Origin of the sequence: Mycobacterium sp. ELW1 (assembly GCF_008329905.1) — a bacterium.
Lineage (GTDB): Bacteria > Actinomycetota > Actinomycetes > Mycobacteriales > Mycobacteriaceae > Mycobacterium.
Map to the genome: position 1 here is coordinate 2484956 of NZ_CP032155.1, position 15557 is coordinate 2500512.

The window sequence follows — 15557 nt, forward strand, 5'->3', positions numbered from 1 at the left end:
CCACCGCACACAAAGGTGAACGAACAGTGAAGTGGACTTTCTCACACCTGGTCTCGGTGCTCCGGCATACGATCGGCGGCATGGTGCAACACCTGCAGCGACTCAGCGGCCTCGATGCCAGCTTCCTTTATCTCGAAACCCCCTCACAGCCACTGCATGTGTGTTCGATCCTGGAGCTCGACGCGTCCACGATCCCCGGCGGTTACAGCTTCGAGCGGCTTCGTGACGAATTGGCCTTGCGCGTCAAGGCAATTCCGAGTTTCCGCGAACGCCTCGCCAACAGCTTCCTCAATCTCGACCATCCGGTGTGGGTGGAAGACGAGCACTTCGAGATCGACCGCCACCTGCACCGAATCGGACTGCCCGCACCGGGCGGCCGGGTCGAGCTGGGGGAGATCTGCGGCCACCTGGCCTCGCTGCCGCTGGATCGCCGCCACCCGCTGTGGGAGACCTGGGTCATCGAGGGTGTCGGCGGAACCGACGCCCGCAACGGCGGACGGCTCGCCGTGCTGACGAAGGTCCACCACGCCGCGGTCGACGGGGTGACCGGTGCCAATCTCATGTCGCAGCTGTGCAGCACCGAACCCGACGCTCCGCCGCCGGACCCGGTCGACGGACAGGGCGACACCAACCAGCTGCGTATCGCGCTCGGCGGGTTGGGCCGGTTCGCCACCCGGCCCCTGACGCTGGCCACCAAAGTGCTGCCCGGCACCATCACGACCGTCGTCGACACCATCCAGCGCGCGGTCGGCGGCCGGGCGATGGCGGCCCCGTTCGCGGCACCGCAGACCAAGTTCAACGCCAGCGTCACCGCCCATCGCAACGTCGCGTTCGCCGAACTGGACTTCGAGGACATCAAGACGGTCAAGAACCACTTCGGCGTCAAGGTCAACGATGTGGTGATGGCCCTGGTCGCCGGGGTGTTGCGGCAGTTCCTGCTGGACCGCGACGAACTTCCCGAGTCGTCCCTGGTCGCCATGGTGCCGGTGTCGGTGCACGACCGCTCGGACCGGCCGGGCCGCAACCAGGTATCGGGCATGTTCACCAAGCTGGAGACCCAGATCGCCGATCCGGCCGAACGGCTGAAGGCCATCGCCGAGGCGAACACCACCGCCAAGGAACACAGCTCCGCGATCGGGGCCACCCTCCTGCAGGACTGGAGCCAATTCGCCGGGCCCGCCGTCTTCGGCATCGCCATGCGGGTGTACGCCCGAAGCAGCCTGACCGAGTCCCGCCCGGTGCACAACCTCGTGGTGTCCAACGTGCCCGGCCCGCAGATTCCGCTGTACTTCCTCGGCGCCGAAGTCAGCGCGATGTATCCGTTGGGGCCGATCTTCCACGGCTCCGGACTGAACATCACGGTGATGTCACTCAACGGCAAACTCGACGTCGGATTGATCAGTTGCCCCGAGCTGCTGCCCGATCTCTGGGACCTGGCCGACGACTTCGCCGTCGGCATGAAGGAACTGCTCGACGCCACCAGATGAGCTGCCCGGGCGGTCGGTGTGTGAGGCACCCCCGCCGAGCATGGCAGCATGTTTGCCATGAGGCTTGACCGGAGATCACGCGCTGTCCGCACCGCTTTGGTGCTCCCCGCCGTGGCCGCGCTCGTCGTGAGCGCCGGCTGCAGCTCCACGGTGTCGGGGATGGCAGTGCTCGCCGGACCTCAGGTCGGGCAGCCCGTGCAGTGGGGACCGTGCCGGCTGGCCGGCGGCGGCGGTGGCAACGCGTTGCCGATCCCGGCCGGGGCGGAATGCGGCAAGATCGCCGTGCCCGTCGACTACGCCAAGCCGGACGGCGCCGTGGCGACGCTTGCTCTGATCCGCTTCCCGGCGACCGGGCAGAAGATCGGCTCGCTCATCATCAACCCGGGCGGCCCCGGCGAGTCCGGCATCGAGGCCGCGTCGAGCATCGTGGAAAACCTGCCCAGCTCGGTGCGGCAGGGCTTCGACATGGTCGGCTTCGACCCGCGCGGTGTCGGCTCGTCCACCCCGGCGCTGTGGTGCAACTCCGATGCCGACAACGACCGCATCCGGGCCGATCCGCAGGTCGACTACAGCCCCAAGGGCATTGAGCACATCGAGGGTCAGACCAAGGCCTTCGTCCAGCGCTGCGTCGACAAAATGGGCAAGGACTTCCTGGAGAACGTCGGCACCGCCAACGTCGCCAAGGATCTGGATGCGCTGCGCGCCGCCGTCGGCGACGACAAGCTCACCTACCTCGGCTACTCCTACGGCACCCGGATCGGCTCGGCGTACGCCGAGGCGTACCCGGACAAGGTGCGAGCGATGATCCTCGACGGCGCCGTCGATCCGAACGCCGATCCGATCCAGGCCGACATCGATCAGGCCGCGGCATTCCAGCAGGCCTTCAACGACTACGCCGCCGACTGCGTCAAGGACCCGAGCTGCCCGTTGGGCAACGACGCCGCCAAGGCTGTCGACGTCTACCGCAGCCTGGTCGACCCGTTGGTCGACAAGCCACTTCCGACCTCAGACCCGCGCGGGCTGGGTTACAGCGACGCGATCATCGGCACGATCATGGCGCTCTATTCGCCAAATCTGTGGCGGCACCTGACCCAGGGTCTGACCGAGATGACCAACGGCCGCGGCGACACCATGCTGGCGCTGGCCGACATGTACATGCGCCGGGATGCCAGGGGCCACTACACCAACGCCACCGACGCCCGGATCGCGGTCAACTGCGTAGATCAGCCTGCTATCACCGACCGCCAGAAGGTGATCGAGGAAGACAAGAAGATGCGCGAGGTCGCGCCGTTCATGAGCTACGGCGACTTCACCGGGCACGCCCCGCTGAGCACCTGCGCCTTCTGGCCGGTGCCGCCGACCAGCACCCCGCATGCGGTCAAGGCGCCGGGGCTGCCGCCGGTGCTGGTGGTGTCGACGACCAACGATCCGGCGACGCCGTATCAGGCCGGCGTCGACCTGGCCAAGCAGCTCGGCGGAGCGCTCTTGACCTTCAACGGAACTCAGCACACGGTGGTCTTCCAGGGCAACACCTGCGTCGACAACTACGCCGCCGCCTATCTCGTCGATCTGAAGCTGCCTCCGCCCGGCGCCACGTGCTGACGCCAAAGAACTTGTCCCACAGGACTTCTACGTCGGCGTCAACAATTGTTACCGATCTTGACCGTATCTGAGATCGGAGTGTGACCGGCTCGCCGTCATACCGACCGCCCGGCCGTGGGACGATGATCGCCATGCGACGCACGAGTCGGCTCGGCTCGGCCGCGTTCTTGGGTTCACTCTGTGTTTCACTGGCGGCCGGTGTCATGGCTCCGCCGGCTGTTGCTGCCCCGAACCCGGGAGCCGGTCAGACGACAGCGCCACAAGTTACCTGGGGAAGCTGCCAGCGCTTCCTCGGCGATAACGCCCGCGATCTACCGAGCGCACAGTGCACCGCCGTGCCCGTGCCGATCACTGCCGCCGATCCCACTGGGCCCCAAGCACAGTTGGCCGTCATCAAGGTCCCGGCCAGCGGCCAGCGCATCGGCGCGCTGTTCGTCAACCCCGGTGGGCCCGGCGCCTCGGCCGTCGACTCGGCCGCCGGCATGGCGTTCGCGTTGGCCGGCAGCCCGATCAACGAGCATTTCGACATCGTCGGATTCGACCCGCGCGGGGTCGGCCACTCGACGCCGTCGGTGCGCTGCCGCACCGACGCCCAATTCGACGCCTGGCGCAAGAACCCGATGGTCGACTACAGCCCTGCCGGCGTGGCCGCGATCGAACAGATCAACCGCGACTACGTCAAGGAATGCGCGGACAAGATGGGCACCGCGTTCCTCGCCGGCGTCGGAACCGATTCGGCCGCAAAGGATATGGACACCGTCCGCCAAGTCCTCGGCGACGACCGGATCAACTACCTCGGGTTCAGCTACGGCACCGAACTGGGTACCGCGTACCTGGAGAAATTCCCCGACCGGGTCCGCACGATGGTGCTCGACGGGGCCATCGATCCCGCCCAGAACACCGTCGACTCGATCATCGAGCAGATGACCGGCTTCCAGGTGGCGTTCAACGACTACGCCGCCGACTGCGCCAAGTCGGCGGGCTGCCCGCTCGGCACCGACCCGGCGCACTGGGTGGACCGGTACCACCAGCTGGTCGATCCGCTGGTGACCAAGCCGGCCCCGACATCCGACCCGCGTGGCTTGAGCTACCAGGACGCCATCACCGGCACCTTCAACGCGCTGTACACCCCGCAGTACTGGAAGTTCCTCACCAGCGGGCTGCTGGGATTGCAACGCAAGACCGACGCCGGTGATCTGCTGATGCTGGCCGATGAATACGAAGGCCGCGATCCCTACGGCCACTACAGCAACGGGCAGGACGCGTTCAACGCCGTCCGCTGCGTCGACGGTCCTACGCCGACCGATCCGGCAACGTGGGCCGACATCGACCGCCGCACGCGCGAGCTGGCACCGTTCCAGGCCTACGGTCAGTTCACCGGTCTGGCGCCCCGCGACATCTGCGCGTTCTGGCCGGTGCCGCCCACCTCGGCGCCGCATCCCGCCACACCTGCGCCGCCCGGCAGCGTCGTCGTCGTCTCCACGACGCACGACCCCGCCACGCCGTACGAGGCGGGGGTCAACCTGGCGCGACAACTCAACGCACCGTTGATCACCTTCGACGGCACTCAGCACACCGCCGTGTTCAACGGGAACCAGTGCGTCGACTCGGCGATCGTGAACTACTTCGTCGACCAGACGGTGCCGGGCAATCTGCGCTGCTGATGACGACTGCAGCAGCGCCGTAACACGGAATTAACACCCGCTGCATACGCTCGCCTTCATGGACCGCCAGAAGGAATTTGTGCTGCGCACGCTGGAGGAACGCGATATCCGGTTCGTCCGGCTGTGGTTCACCGACGTGCTCGGCTTCCTGAAGTCGGTCGCGATCGCGCCCGCCGAGCTGGAAGGCGCGTTCGAAGAGGGCATCGGCTTCGACGGATCGTCGATCGAGGGCTTCGCCCGGGTCTTCGAATCCGACACCGTCGCGCGACCGGATCCGTCGACGTTCCAGGTGCTGCCGTGGACCACCAGTGCGGGCCAGCACCACTCGGCGCGGATGTTCTGCGACATCACGATGCCCGACGGCTCGCCGTCCTGGGCCGACAGCCGCCACGTGCTGCGCCGCCAGCTCGCCAAGGCGAGCGACCTCGGGTTCTCCTGCTACGTGCACCCGGAGATCGAGTTCTTCCTACTCGAGCCGGGCCCCTACGACGGTTCGGTGCCCGTCCCCGCCGACAACGGCGGCTACTTCGATCAGGCCGTGCACGATTCGGCGCCGAACTTCCGCCGGCACGCCATCGACGCGCTGGAGCAGATGGGCATCTCGGTGGAATTCAGCCACCACGAGGGCGCGCCCGGCCAGCAGGAGATCGACCTGCGCTACGCCGACGCGCTGTCGATGGCCGACAACGTGATGACGTTCCGCTACCTCGTCAAGGAGGTCGCACTCGGCGAGGGCGTGCGGGCCTCGTTCATGCCGAAGCCGTTCGCCGAATATCCGGGCTCGGCGATGCACACCCACATGAGCCTGTTCGAGGGTGAGAACAACGCCTTCCACAGTCCCGAAGATCCGCTGCAGCTCTCCGACGTCGCGAAGTCGTTCATCGCCGGGATCCTCGAGCACGCCAGCGAGATCAGCGCGATCACCAACCAGTGGGTCAACTCCTACAAGCGGCTGGTGCACGGTGGCGAGGCGCCGACCGCGGCGTCGTGGGGCGCATCCAACCGTTCCGCGCTGGTGCGGGTGCCGATGTACACCCCGAGCAAGGCGTCCTCGCGGCGCATCGAGGTACGCAGCCCCGACTCGGCCTGCAACCCGTATCTGACGTTCGCGGTGCTGCTGGCGGCCGGGCTGCGCGGCATCGAGAAGAACTACGTCCTGGGGCCGCAGGCCGAGGACAACGTGTGGACGCTGACCCCTGAGGAGCGCCGCGCGATGGGTTATCGCGAGCTGCCGTCCAGCCTGGGCATCGCCCTGCAGGAGATGGAGAGCTCCGAGTTGGTCGCCGAGGCCTTGGGCGAGCACGTCTTCGACTACTTCCTGCGCAACAAGCGCGCGGAGTGGGAGGAGTACCGCAGCAACGTCACGCCGTACGAGCTCAAGGCGTATCTGTCGCTCTAACGGCGTGAGGGCGTGCGCTACCGTCGTGCACGTGGCCAAACCAGCGACGCAGCGCCCGCGCGTACCCAGCGTGGGTCGGCTCGGTCTCGTCGAGCGATCTGCGGCTGCCGACCTGAGCAGGCTGGGCTGGGACACCGATGACCATGTCGAGCTGTTGTGGTCGCTGTCGCGTGCACCCGACTCCGACTCGGCCCTGCAGACGATGGTCCGGCTGGCCGATGCGCTGGACGACGACTGGCCGCAGCTGAACTCCGCGCTGCTGAAGGATCGCGGTCTGCGCGGCCGGTTGTTCGCGGTGATCGGCTCGTCGCTGGCCCTGGGTGACCACCTGGTGGCCAATCCCCAGTCGTGGCATCTGCTCTCCGGTGAGGTCACACTGCCCGAACCCGCCGAGCTGCGGCGGATGTTCGACGACCGCATCGCCGAATTCGGTACGGACCCAATGACGGTCATGCCGGCGCTGCGCGTGCTCTACCGCGACCGCTTGCTGGTGCTGGCGGCCCTCGACACGGCCTCGACGGTGGAGAACGAGCCGGTGCCGGCGTTCTCCACGATCGGTGAACATCTCGCCGACATCGCCGACGCCGCCATGGGTGCGGCGTTGAAGGTGGCCGGCGCGACGGTGTGCAAGGAAGGGTCGGAGCCGCCGCGGCTCGCGGTCATCGCGATGGGCAAATGCGGTGCGCGCGAACTGAACTACGTCAGCGACGTCGACGTCATCTTCGTGGGTGAGGACGCCGACTCGGTGAGCACCCGGGTAGCCGGGGAAATGATCCGGCTGGCGTCGGACACCTTCTTCGAGGTCGACGCCGGCCTGCGTCCGGAAGGTAAGCAGGGCGCCCTGGTGCGGACCCTGGAGTCGCACCTCGCCTACTACCAGCGGTGGGCCAAGACCTGGGAGTTCCAGGCGCTGCTCAAAGCCAGGCCGGCGGTCGGCGACGCCGAGCTGGGGGAGCAGTACATGGCGGCGATCATGCCGATGGTGTGGACTGCCTGCGAGCGTGACGATTTCGTGCCCGAGGTGCAGGCCATGCGCCGCCGGGTCGAGGCGCTGGTGCCTGCCGACCTCCGCGACCGGGAGATCAAGCTCGGGACGGGCGGGCTGCGCGACGTCGAATTCGCAGTCCAGCTACTGCAATTGGTGCACGGGCGCACCGACGAGTCGCTGCACGTCTCCTCGACCGTGCCGGCCCTGGCGGCGCTGGCTGCCGGTGGCTATGTCGGGCGTGACGATGCCGCCAACTTGACCGCGTCGTACGAATTCCTGCGGCTGCTCGAGCATCGACTGCAACTGCAACGTCTCAAGCGAACTCACACGCTGCCGCCGCCGGACGATGACGAGGCGCTGCGCTGGCTTGCCCGAGCCGCGCATATCCGGCCCGACGGCACCCACGACTCACTGGGCGTGCTGCGGGAGGAGCTCAAGCGCCAGAACGTGCGGGTGTCGCGGTTGCACGCCAAGCTGTTCTATCAACCGCTGCTGGAATCGGTCGGTCCGTCGGTGGAGGGCCTTGCGGAAGGGTTGACCCCGGAGGCCGCCGAACGGCAGTTGGCCGCGCTCGGGTACGAGGGCCCGCAGACCGCGTTGACCCACCTCAGTGCCCTGGTCAATCAGAGCGGCCGGCGCGGCCGGGTGCAGTCGGTGCTGTTGCCGCGGCTGCTGGACTGGCTGTCGGACACCCCGGATCCGGACCGTGGGCTGCTGGCCTATCGGCGGATCAGCGAGGCGATGGCCGAACAGCGTTGGTATCTGGCCACTTTGCGTGACGAGAGCGCGGTGGCCAAACGCTTGATGCGGGTGCTGGGCACCTCGGCCTACGTGCCGGAGCTGTTGATGCGGGCACCGGAGGTCATCCAGCAGTACGCCGACGGTCCGTCAGGCCCCAAGCTGCTCGACGTCGACCCGGAGGTTGTCGGCCGGGCGTTGGTCGCCTCCAGTGGCCGCCATGTCGATCCGATGCGGGCGATCGCGGCGGCACGCACCCTGCGGCGCCGAGAGCTGGCGCGAGTGGCCTCCGCGGATCTGCTCGGCATGCTCGAAGTCCGCGACGTCTGTGCGGCGTTGACCTCGGTCTGGGTGGCGGTGCTGCAGTCGGCGCTCGAGGCGGTGGTACGGGCGAACACCCGCGACGGCGGTGCGGCTCCGGCCAAGATCGCGGTCATCGGGATGGGCCGGCTCGGCGGCAGGGAGCTCGGTTACGGGTCGGACGCCGACGTGATGTTCGTGTGTGAGCCCAGTCCCGGCGTCGAGGAGTCCCGTGCCCTCAAATGGTCGGTGCTGATCGCCGAGCAGGTGCGCGCGTTGCTCGGAACCCCCAGCGCTGACCCGCCTTTGGAGGTCGACACCAACCTCCGGCCGGAGGGGCGGCAGGGTCCGCTGGTGCGCACCCTGTCCTCGTATGAGGCGTATTACGCGCAATGGGCGCTGCCGTGGGAGGTCCAGGCGCTGCTGCGTGCACACCCGGTTGCCGGTGATCAGGATCTGGGACTGCGTTTTGTTTTGATGGCAGACAAGACGCGTTACCCGGCCGGCGGGGTGTCGGCCGAAGCGGTGCAGGAGATTCGGCGGGTCAAGGCGCGGGTGGACGCCGAACGGCTGCCGCGCGGCGCCGACCCCAACACCCACACCAAGCTCGGCCGCGGCGGCCTCGCCGATGTCGAATGGACCGTGCAGCTTCTCCAGCTGCGCCACGCCCACGAGGTGCCCTCGCTGCACAACACCTCGACACTGGAGACGCTGGACGCCATCGGCGCCGCCGAACTGCTGGGCGAGGACGACGTCGACCTGTTGCGGCAGGCCTGGCTGACGGCGACCGCCGCCCGCAACGCGCTGGTTCTGGTCCGCGGTAAGCCCACCGACCAGCTGCCCGGGCCCGGGCGGCAGCTCAACGCGGTCGCGGTGGCCGCGGGCTGGCACAACGACGACGGCGGCGAGTTTTTGGACAACTACCTGCGGGTGACACGGCGGGCAAAAGCCGTGGTGCTCAGGGTGTTCGGAAGTTAAGGGTCTGAGAAGTTAAGGGTCTGGGGATGGATTTTGAGTTTGGCGTGATCAGCGCCGACGAGTACGACCGGGTGAAGGCGTTGCACGAACCGCTGGCAGAGGCGTTGCGCAGGCTCATCGATGCCAGTCTGCACAGTGGGGCCGACGCCGAGACCATTGCGCACGCGCGCCAGACCATCGACGAGGTGAGCGAGATACTGGAACGCACCCCGACCGATCGGCCTCGGATATTGCGCCACGAGGAATCCGGTCTTCCGGTGGTGTGGCGCAATCCGGCTGTCGGGCGGCATAATCCGCTCGCTCCGCCGATGATCACCCATCACGAGGACGGCCGGTGCTGGACCGAGTTCACCCTCGGGCCGGTCTATGAGGGGCCGCCGGGTTTGGTGCACGGCGGCATTTGCGCGCTGCTGCTCGACCAGCTCCTGGGCGAGGCGGCCACCAGTCAGCTCAGCAAGCCGAAGTTCACCGGCACGATCACGCTGAAGTACCTGCGGGGCACACCGTTGGGGCCGTTGCGCGGTGAGGCGTGGCTCGAACGAACCGAAGGCTACAAGACCTACGCGCGCGGATTCCTCAGCGACGCAGAAGGACCGACCGTAGAAGCAGAAGGAGTCTTTATCATGCCGGTATGGGCGAGGGAGTCCGGCGGGCAGGAGCGCAGCGACTCAGGGGTGGTGGCAGGATGAAATTCTATGTGAGCGTTGCATTTCTGGAGACCCGCGAGGTCATCGAGATCGCGAAGGCCGCCGATGACCTGGGCTATGAGGGCCTCGGCATTCCGGACCATGTGGTGAACCTGGAAACGCTGGCCACGCCGTACCCGTACACCAAGAACGGCGAGCGGCGCTGGCAGCCGTTCACCGACTGGCCCGACCCGTGGGTGCTGGTCGGTGCGCTGGCACAGGCCACGCAACAGATCCGATTCGTGACGACGGTATACATCCCCGGGATGCGGGATCCGTATTCGGCGGCGAAATCCATTGGGACTGCGGCATATCTGGCCGACGGCAGGGTGGAGCTCGGTATCGGCGTCGGCTGGTGCGAAGAAGAGTTCACCCTGATGGGCCAGCAGTTCGCCAAGCGCGGCAAGCGAACCGACGAGATGATCGAGCTGATGCGCGCGCTGTGGCAGCCGGGCTGGACCGAGTTCGACGGCGAGTTCTACAAGACTCCGAGACTGGAGATGATGCCGACGCCGCCGCACATCCCGATCTACAGCGGGGGATTGTCCGACATCGCGCTGCGTCGAGCAGCCCGGCTCGACGGCTGGATCGGCGACCTGATCAGCCTGGACCAGGCGATCCTGCGCGTCGACAAGCTGCGCGAGCTGCGCGCCGAAAAGGGGCTCGGCATGGACGGTTACGAGATCCTGACGCCGCTCACCGATGCCTTCACGATTCCGCACTACGAGCGCGCCGCGGCAGCCGGCATCACCGGCATCGTGACGATGCCGTGGATGTTCTACTCCGGGCCCGACGCCTCGACCGCCGAGAAGATCGACGGGATGCGGCGCTTCCGAAAGGATCTGGCGCTCGACGCCTAGGGTGTCTGTGGTCGGGCTGCTGGTCAGCCCGCGACTTCGGGGCCCTTCGGCTCGTGCAGCACTGCCAGGATCTCGCCGATGCGATGCCCCCGTTCCACGGGGTGACGAAGGGGTCGATCCGCCCGGATTCGGTAATAGTTGCGCCGGCCTTCGCGCAGCCGGTCCAGGTACCCGGCCTCGACCAGGTCGCTGACGATGCGCTGCGCGGCGCGTTCGGTCACGCCGACGCGTTCGGCGACGTCCCGCAGGCGTATCCCGGGATCGCGGGCGATGCACAGCAGAGTGTGAGCGTGGTTGGTCAGGAACGTCCACTCCGCCATACGCGAATCCTAGTTCGGCATTAGCAAGACCAGAAATCTCCCGCGCCTGTTTAGCTGACCAAAATACGATCAAATCCCCAGACACATGTTTCACGAAGCTTGACAGACGTATTGCAATACACGTAATTTGTGTCGCATGTTGGTGAACGTGAGCATGCTTCTCCCCGCAGTGGTTCTGATGCCCGGGCTGTTCGCACTGGTAGCAGCCCTGTTGGCTGGACGGCGATACCGGTGGCTCGGGCACGCCGGGGCGTTCGTCGCCGGAGCCGGCTTCCTCATGGCCTGCGTGCTGGCCGTACTCGCCGGCCGCGGGATGGTCATCGACCGGGTGGCCGCGGTACTGCTGCTCCTCGTCTTCGGGGTGAGCACGGTTGTCCAGGCGTTCGCGATCCGGTACCTCGCCGGGGATCCCCAGGCGGGCCGGTTCACCTCGGGGGCGTCGCTGCTGACATCCGCCTCGGCCGGAATGGTCACCGCGACGACGTTGCCCGGGCTCGCGGTGGGCTGGACCCTGGCCGGCATCGCGCTCTGCCTGCTGCTGGGGATGTACTGGCATCTGCCTGCTGCCCGGGACGGGGTTCGGCGGACCGCCATCGCGTTCCTGATCGGTGACCTGGCCTTGTGGGGCGCGGTCCTGATCGTCACCACGCGATGGGGTGTCTCGGACCTGCGTGCGCTTGCCGATGAGTCGATCTCCGGGCCGCTGGTTCCTGTCGTCGGCTGCCTCGCGGTGGTCGCCGCCCTATCCCGCTCCGCGCAGGTGCCCTTCCACAAATGGCTGCCGGCCACCCTGGCGGCACCGACGCCGGTCTCCGCCTTGCTGCATGCGGGCGTCGTCAACGCCGGCGGCATCCTCCTGCTTCGCCTCGCCCCGCTGGTCTCCGGAGACGTCGCCCGCGCACTGACCATCGTGGCGGGTGCCACCACCTTGGTGTACGGGGCGGTCATCATGCTGGTGAAACCCGATGTCAAAGGGGCGCTTGCGAATTCGACGATGGCACAGATGGGCTTCATGATCCTCACCGGTGGCCTGGGGCTGTGGGCCGCGACGATCTTCCACCTGGTCGCCCACGGGTTCTACAAGGCGACCCTGTTTCTGTCCTCCGGATCCGCCATCGCCCAGCGTCGTCGCGCGGCCTCCCATCCGCTCCCGCCGGTGGTGACCCGACGCCGGCGCCTGCTCAACGCGGCGCTCGCCGCCATCCTCCCGGGCGTCGCGCTCTATGCGGCGACGTTGATAGTCCCCATGTCGGCCGGCGCGCAGCACGCCGAGCAGGCCCTGCTGATCTTCGCCTGGGTCACCGGCGCTGCTGTCACCTGGGGTTGGCTGGGACGCCGCAGCGGCCCGGCAGGGCTCGTCACGATCGTGGCGGTGCTGCCTGCGGCGGCCGTCATCTATCTCGGACTGGTCAGCGCCGCAACGCATTACCTGGCTGCAGCCCTGCCCGCCGCGACACCTTCTGCGGCACTGTCCTGGCCCGTACTCGCCGCCGTGGCCACCACCCTCGCCGCAGTGGCGGCGGTGCGCTGGTCACCGGAAACGTCGCTGCACCGCGCGATATACGCCAGAGCGCTCAGCGCTGGATACATCACCTCGGCACTGCCCGCCCAGCGGAAAGGAGCACATTCGTGACCACCACGGAATCGACCACCATTGAGGCCCGCCGGGCCCGCCTGCGCAGTGACGTCGCACTCGCTGCCCGGGTGTTGCCCACCCACTACCCGCTGGAGACGTTCATCGCGGTGAACCCGCTCGCAGGGCTGGAGAACATGCCCTTCGAGCAGGCAGTCCGACGGGCCGGCGACGTGTATGGGACGCCAGGTACGTTGCACATCAAAGACTTCCGGCAGATGCATGATGCTGGGAGAATCACCGACGCCGACCTTGATGCCGCGCTGAGTCGCCGCTATCCCAATCTCGCCGAGGCTGAGCCGCTGCGGTTCGGGGGGCGAGAGCTGCGCCCACTCGAAGTGATGAGGGCCGATCTCCTGCACGGCGTGGGCTGCCTCGAGCCGGCGCGTCGCTACCGGACCCGCTCCGAGGAGCTGGCCCCTCAGGTCACCGACACCGTCGACGCGCAGACCGCCAAATGGTGCTCGGCGTTCCTCGGGGAGGGCGCGTGGCCGATGCCGGGCCGGGAGAACGGTTTCTACCCGGCGTGGCGGGCACTGGCTCCCGGCGATCCTTCCTTGAAACGCGCTGTGCGAGACCGACTTCGCCGGACACCCGAGCGTGCGGAAGACGCCGCGCTGACGGCACTGGAGGCCCTCGGCGTGGGTGACGATCGGCGCATCGCGTACCTGCAGGCGCATCTGTCCCGGCTACCCGGGTGGGCCGCGCATATTCACTGGGGCAGCGGCAAGTCGGTGGGAATCGATCTCACGGCCTACGTCGCCATGCGACTGACATACGAGAGCGCACTGCTCGCCGGCGACCGCTCGGAGCGCGCCGTGGATCACCCGGCTGCGACGCCACCGTCGGCGCGCGAACGGGCTGTTCACGTGGCCACGGCCCTGGGGCTCGCCGACGTCAGCGACGACGAACTATCGGTGGTCGCAAGGGTTCTCGCGGCACTGCCGGTGACGGCACGAGAGCTTCTCTGGCAGAGCGCCTTTGAGTCCCATTATCGCGATGAGCTGCTGCGCGCGCTCGATGTCGCAGCCGGTGATCGGCACCGTGGGCGATTCCACACCCAGGTTGTGACCTGTATCGACACCCGATCTGAGGGGCTGCGACGCCATCTGGAGGCGCTGGGCGGATATCAGACACTGGGGTTCGCCGGGTTCTTCGCCGCCGCCATCCGGTTCACCGACCTGATGGGCGGAGCTCCCAGTGACCTGTGCCCTGTCCTCATCGCGCCGAGCCATGACATCGCCGAGGTCGCCACTGCCGACGGTGTGCGCGAAGCGGAGCGCCGAGTCACGGGAGCACTGCGCCTGGCCGGAGCCGAAGCGGCATTCCATGCCGCCAAAGAGGCAGTGGCAGGGCCCTTTACGCTCGCCGAAGCGGCCGGTTGGGCCGCGGCCCCGCTGGCCGCGGCGAAGACACTGACGCCGGCGGTCAGCGGCACGATCCGACGGCATCTCCACACCCTGGCCGTCCCGGAAGCGGCGACGGTACTCAGTGTGGATGCCATACCGCAGGCCGAGCGCGTCCTGTTCGCCAACGTCGCGCTCGCCACGATGGGTTTGGTCGACGACTTCGGCCGACTTGTGGTGCTCTGCGCACACGGAAGCTCATCGGAGAACAACCCGTACCAGGCGGCCCTGGACTGCGGAGCGTGCGGGGGACAGGCGGGCGGACCCAATGCCAGGACCGCGGTGGCGATACTCAACCAACCCGAGGTGCGTCGGGAACTGCGCGGCATGGGAATCGACATCCCGGACCAAACATGGTTCGTCGCAGCCCAACACGACACGACCACGGACCGGATCCAGATCTTGGACCGGCACCTGATTCCGGTGACTCACCGCGGGGACGTCGCGCGATTGAGCGACGACCTGGCCCGGGCCGGGGCCGCATTGGCAGCCGAACGCTGCGCGACACTTCCCGGTGCGCGCCGCGCGGGGACGCGCCCCCGGGCAGCCCGTCACGTCAGCACCAGATCGGTTGACTGGGCGCAGGTTTACCCCGAATGGGGGTTGGCCGGCAATGCCGCCTTCGTCATCGGTCCCCGGGAGATCTCGACCGGGCTCGACCTTGCGCGGCGGACGTTCCTGCACTCCTACGACGCGGAGGTTGACGCGGACGGCAGCGCGCTGGAGACCATCATGACCGCCCCCCTCGTCGTCGCCCAGTGGATCAATTGCCAGTACTACTTCTCGGCGGTCGCACCCGACGTCTTCGGGGCCGGCACCAAGACCGTGCACAACGTGGTCGGCAGTGCCGGCGTGATCAGTGGCCACAACGGTGACCTACGACTGGGACTGCCCTGGCAATCCATTGCCGACGGCAACCGGCTGCGGCACGAGCCGATGCGGCTGCTCGCGGTGATCCAGGCTCCGCTGTCACGGATCGACACGATCGTCGACCGCAACCCGATCCTGCAGCGGTTGTTCGGAAATGAGTGGGTCAGCCTTGCCGCCAGGCCGTGCGCAGGGGCGCCCTGGCAGCAGTGGACCCGCACGGGGTGGCGGCCGTGGTTCGAATCCGATTCCCTACCAATGGTTCTCGATGAAGAGAGGGTCTCATGACTACATCAGCACTCACCAAGATGATCAAGGTCGAGGTGGTGGTCCCCGGAAGCGACGCTGCCGCTGTCCGCGACTTGATTCAAAGCGTCGGCGCCACCGGGTACACCAGCGTGTCCGGCGTCTCAGGCCTCGGGCATCACGGCTACCGGCAGGGCAAGCTGCTGTTCAACCAGCAAGCGGCACTGGAACTTCTGATCACCGTCGTCCCGGACGGCAAGGCGGACGCGCTGCTGGCCGGGCTCCGCTCTCTGCTGGACGCCTCTCCCGGGGTGATGTTCGTGACAGAGACCTATGTCAGCCGACCCGAGTACTTCTGCTGAATCCGTATCACCCGAGAAAGG

11 protein-coding genes are annotated in these 15557 nt (G+C 67.5%); 10 read left to right on the top strand and 1 reads right to left on the bottom strand.

The window, feature by feature from the left end; all coding sequences use genetic code 11:
• Positions 1–92 precede the first annotated feature (92 nt).
• From D3H54_RS11545 to D3H54_RS11575, 7 genes are all read left to right on the top strand, one after another.
• Positions 93–1487, top strand: a complete 1395-nt coding sequence (locus tag D3H54_RS11545) for a WS/DGAT/MGAT family O-acyltransferase (RefSeq protein ID WP_149383480.1) — start codon at positions 93–95, stop codon at positions 1485–1487.
• A gap of 57 nt (positions 1488–1544) precedes the next feature.
• The gene (locus D3H54_RS11550; protein ID WP_149379151.1) at positions 1545–3089 is read left to right on the top strand and encodes an alpha/beta hydrolase; all 1545 of its coding nucleotides are present in this window, start codon (positions 1545–1547) and stop codon (positions 3087–3089) included.
• A gap of 122 nt (positions 3090–3211) precedes the next feature.
• Entirely contained in the window at positions 3212–4753 is a 1542-nt protein-coding gene (locus D3H54_RS11555; protein ID WP_432246555.1) for an alpha/beta hydrolase, read from the top strand.
• 58 nt (positions 4754–4811) lie between these two features.
• Entirely contained in the window at positions 4812–6152 is a 1341-nt protein-coding gene (gene glnA, locus D3H54_RS11560) for a type I glutamate--ammonia ligase (RefSeq protein WP_149379153.1), read from the top strand.
• Positions 6153–6177: 25 nt separating this feature from the next.
• The gene (locus D3H54_RS11565; RefSeq protein ID WP_149383481.1) at positions 6178–9156 is read left to right on the top strand and encodes a bifunctional [glutamine synthetase] adenylyltransferase/[glutamine synthetase]-adenylyl-L-tyrosine phosphorylase; all 2979 of its coding nucleotides are present in this window, start codon (positions 6178–6180) and stop codon (positions 9154–9156) included.
• Between the two features lie 26 nt (positions 9157–9182).
• The gene (locus D3H54_RS11570; RefSeq protein ID WP_149379154.1) at positions 9183–9845 is read left to right on the top strand and encodes a PaaI family thioesterase; all 663 of its coding nucleotides are present in this window, start codon (positions 9183–9185) and stop codon (positions 9843–9845) included.
• Positions 9842–10702 carry a TIGR03619 family F420-dependent LLM class oxidoreductase gene (locus D3H54_RS11575; RefSeq protein WP_149379155.1) on the top strand — a complete coding sequence of 287 codons (861 nt, stop codon included), beginning with the start codon at positions 9842–9844 and terminating at the stop codon, positions 10700–10702. Before D3H54_RS11570 ends, D3H54_RS11575 begins: the two co-directional genes overlap by 4 nt.
• A gap of 23 nt (positions 10703–10725) precedes the next feature.
• Here the strand turns inward: D3H54_RS11575 and D3H54_RS11580 are convergent, their stop codons facing one another.
• Positions 10726–11022, bottom strand: a complete 297-nt coding sequence (locus D3H54_RS11580; RefSeq protein WP_115320547.1) for a helix-turn-helix transcriptional regulator — start codon at positions 11020–11022, stop codon at positions 10726–10728.
• 154 nt (positions 11023–11176) lie between these two features.
• Between D3H54_RS11580 and D3H54_RS11585 the strand changes: the two genes are divergently transcribed.
• From D3H54_RS11585 to D3H54_RS11595, 3 genes are read left to right on the top strand one after another with little or no spacing between them, the layout of a single operon-like run.
• Positions 11177–12655: a proton-conducting transporter transmembrane domain-containing protein gene (locus tag D3H54_RS11585; RefSeq protein ID WP_286199274.1), complete on the top strand. Its 1479-nt coding sequence runs from the start codon at positions 11177–11179 to the stop codon at positions 12653–12655.
• The gene (locus tag D3H54_RS11590; RefSeq protein ID WP_149379157.1) at positions 12652–15216 is read left to right on the top strand and encodes a DUF2309 domain-containing protein; all 2565 of its coding nucleotides are present in this window, start codon (positions 12652–12654) and stop codon (positions 15214–15216) included. Before D3H54_RS11585 ends, D3H54_RS11590 begins: the two co-directional genes overlap by 4 nt.
• Entirely contained in the window at positions 15213–15536 is a 324-nt protein-coding gene (locus tag D3H54_RS11595) for a P-II family nitrogen regulator (RefSeq protein WP_149379158.1), read from the top strand. The genes D3H54_RS11590 and D3H54_RS11595 overlap by 4 nt, the downstream gene beginning before the upstream one ends.
• Positions 15537–15557 lie beyond the last annotated feature (21 nt).

Bases quoted from the DNA above. Each gene is read 5' to 3' on its own strand.
- D3H54_RS11550 (WP_149379151.1), top strand. From the start codon at position 1,545: ATGAGGCTTGACCGGAGATCACGCGCTGTCCGCACCGCTTTGGTGCTC.
- D3H54_RS11555 (WP_432246555.1), top strand. From the start codon at position 3,212: ATGATCGCCATGCGACGCACGAGTCGGCTCGGCTCGGCCGCGTTCTTG.
- glnA (WP_149379153.1), top strand. From the start codon at position 4,812: ATGGACCGCCAGAAGGAATTTGTGCTGCGCACGCTGGAGGAACGCGAT.
- D3H54_RS11570 (WP_149379154.1), top strand. From the start codon at position 9,183: ATGGATTTTGAGTTTGGCGTGATCAGCGCCGACGAGTACGACCGGGTG.
- D3H54_RS11575 (WP_149379155.1), top strand. From the start codon at position 9,842: ATGAAATTCTATGTGAGCGTTGCATTTCTGGAGACCCGCGAGGTCATC.
- D3H54_RS11580 (WP_115320547.1), bottom strand. From the start codon at position 11,022: ATGGCGGAGTGGACGTTCCTGACCAACCACGCTCACACTCTGCTGTGC.
- D3H54_RS11585 (WP_286199274.1), top strand. From the start codon at position 11,177: ATGCTTCTCCCCGCAGTGGTTCTGATGCCCGGGCTGTTCGCACTGGTA.
- D3H54_RS11595 (WP_149379158.1), top strand. From the start codon at position 15,213: ATGACTACATCAGCACTCACCAAGATGATCAAGGTCGAGGTGGTGGTC.